Here is a 1,276-nt window from a genome sequence, read left to right as displayed (position 1 = left end):
GGTAGCAAACCTTATGGCATCAACGGCCAAGACTGGCTCAGGTTGGGAGCCGGTTGGACGAGCGCCGGATCCTATTATAGCTTACGGCCAGACAATGTTCTTGGTTTCGTTCTCATATCCGAAGCCGATAATAATCATCTTAAAGAAAAGACCGACCGAGAAGGATTCGTATCGAACCCCTGGTCGCAAAACTTCCAGCGCCTAGTGACTCAAGTGTCAAGAGTTGTTGGAAATATTTATGAATTAATTAGACGCACTCTCAATGAGTATAAAAGCGCGCTGAAAGACGAAGATCATAAGTTCGAGGGAAGCGTGAAAGCTGTTGCCGACGCGGGAAACGTCGCCGAGCAACTAGCTTCATATTCGGAAAAATCGGCATCTTTAAGAAGAAATACTGATTCCACGCGCGCACGCCTTAAGGAAGTTACTAATAGAATTAGCAAAGCGCCAATTTTCACAAGCGCTGCGGAACGTGAGGTGTCAGAGCTGTTGGGCGAAGCTCAAGCGGCCCTGGATGCGTCCACGGCTTTGTTTGCGGAACTGGATGACTATACGGGCCAAGCCCGGATACTCGCTAATCTTGTTGCGACGCTTGCGCCGCGACTCGACGTGCTGACCGATCAGCTAGCCGACTTCACTGAGCTCGCTGGCCTCGGCATGCTCGCCGAGGCGCTTACTCATGAGGTGTATAACCAGACCGATCGCCTGATGCTCCAAGCGTCGAGCGCCACCAAGAAGGCGCAGGCCACGCGACCACAGAACCGCGATCTAATTCAGTTTGCGCGAGATGTAACGTCAACGGTCTCGGTTTTACGCGCCCTAGTCGCCCACCTCAGCCCTTCGCTTCGGTATCAACGCGACAGCCTTGAAACGATCGAGATGAGCGGCTTGCTAAAAGAGGTGCGTGATCATTTTCGGTCGCGATGGGAAACAAGTCAATTTGAGTGCAAAATAGCTTTGACGGGGAGCGATTTCGATATTGAAATTAACCGAGGCCGCATGCTTCAGGTGATTGATAATCTTATACTGAACGCCGAATATTGGTTAAAGGAAAAGCTCGAGAGGGATCCGGCCTTTAAGCCGGAGATCGCGATCGACTACGAACCCTACCGCTTACGTATTTCCGACAATGGGCCGGGTGTCGATCGATCGGTGGAAGACGCGCTGTTTGAGCCGTTCATCACGCTCAAGCCAAAAAAACAAGGGAGCATCTGTGATGTTGATCAAGCGGGTCGAGGTATCCATGGCCGGTTTTGAGCGACGAGAGAGTTAGCGA

1 protein-coding gene is annotated in these 1,276 nt (G+C 51.6%); it reads left to right on the top strand.

Translation table 11 applies throughout. The annotated features are described in order from the left end of the window. A partial coding sequence (locus BGN95_RS05740; protein ID WP_502688255.1) for a sensor histidine kinase occupies window positions 1-1,257 on the top strand: 1,257 nt, incomplete at its 5' end. Window positions 1,258-1,276: the final 19 nt, after the last annotated feature.

Origin of the sequence: Sphingomonas sp. 66-10, assembly GCF_001897045.1 — a bacterium.
Lineage (GTDB): Bacteria > Pseudomonadota > Alphaproteobacteria > Sphingomonadales > Sphingomonadaceae > Sphingomonas > Sphingomonas lycopersici.
The sequence above is the reverse complement of the archived record's forward strand: the minus strand, read 5'-3'. Positions and strand labels throughout refer to the sequence as shown.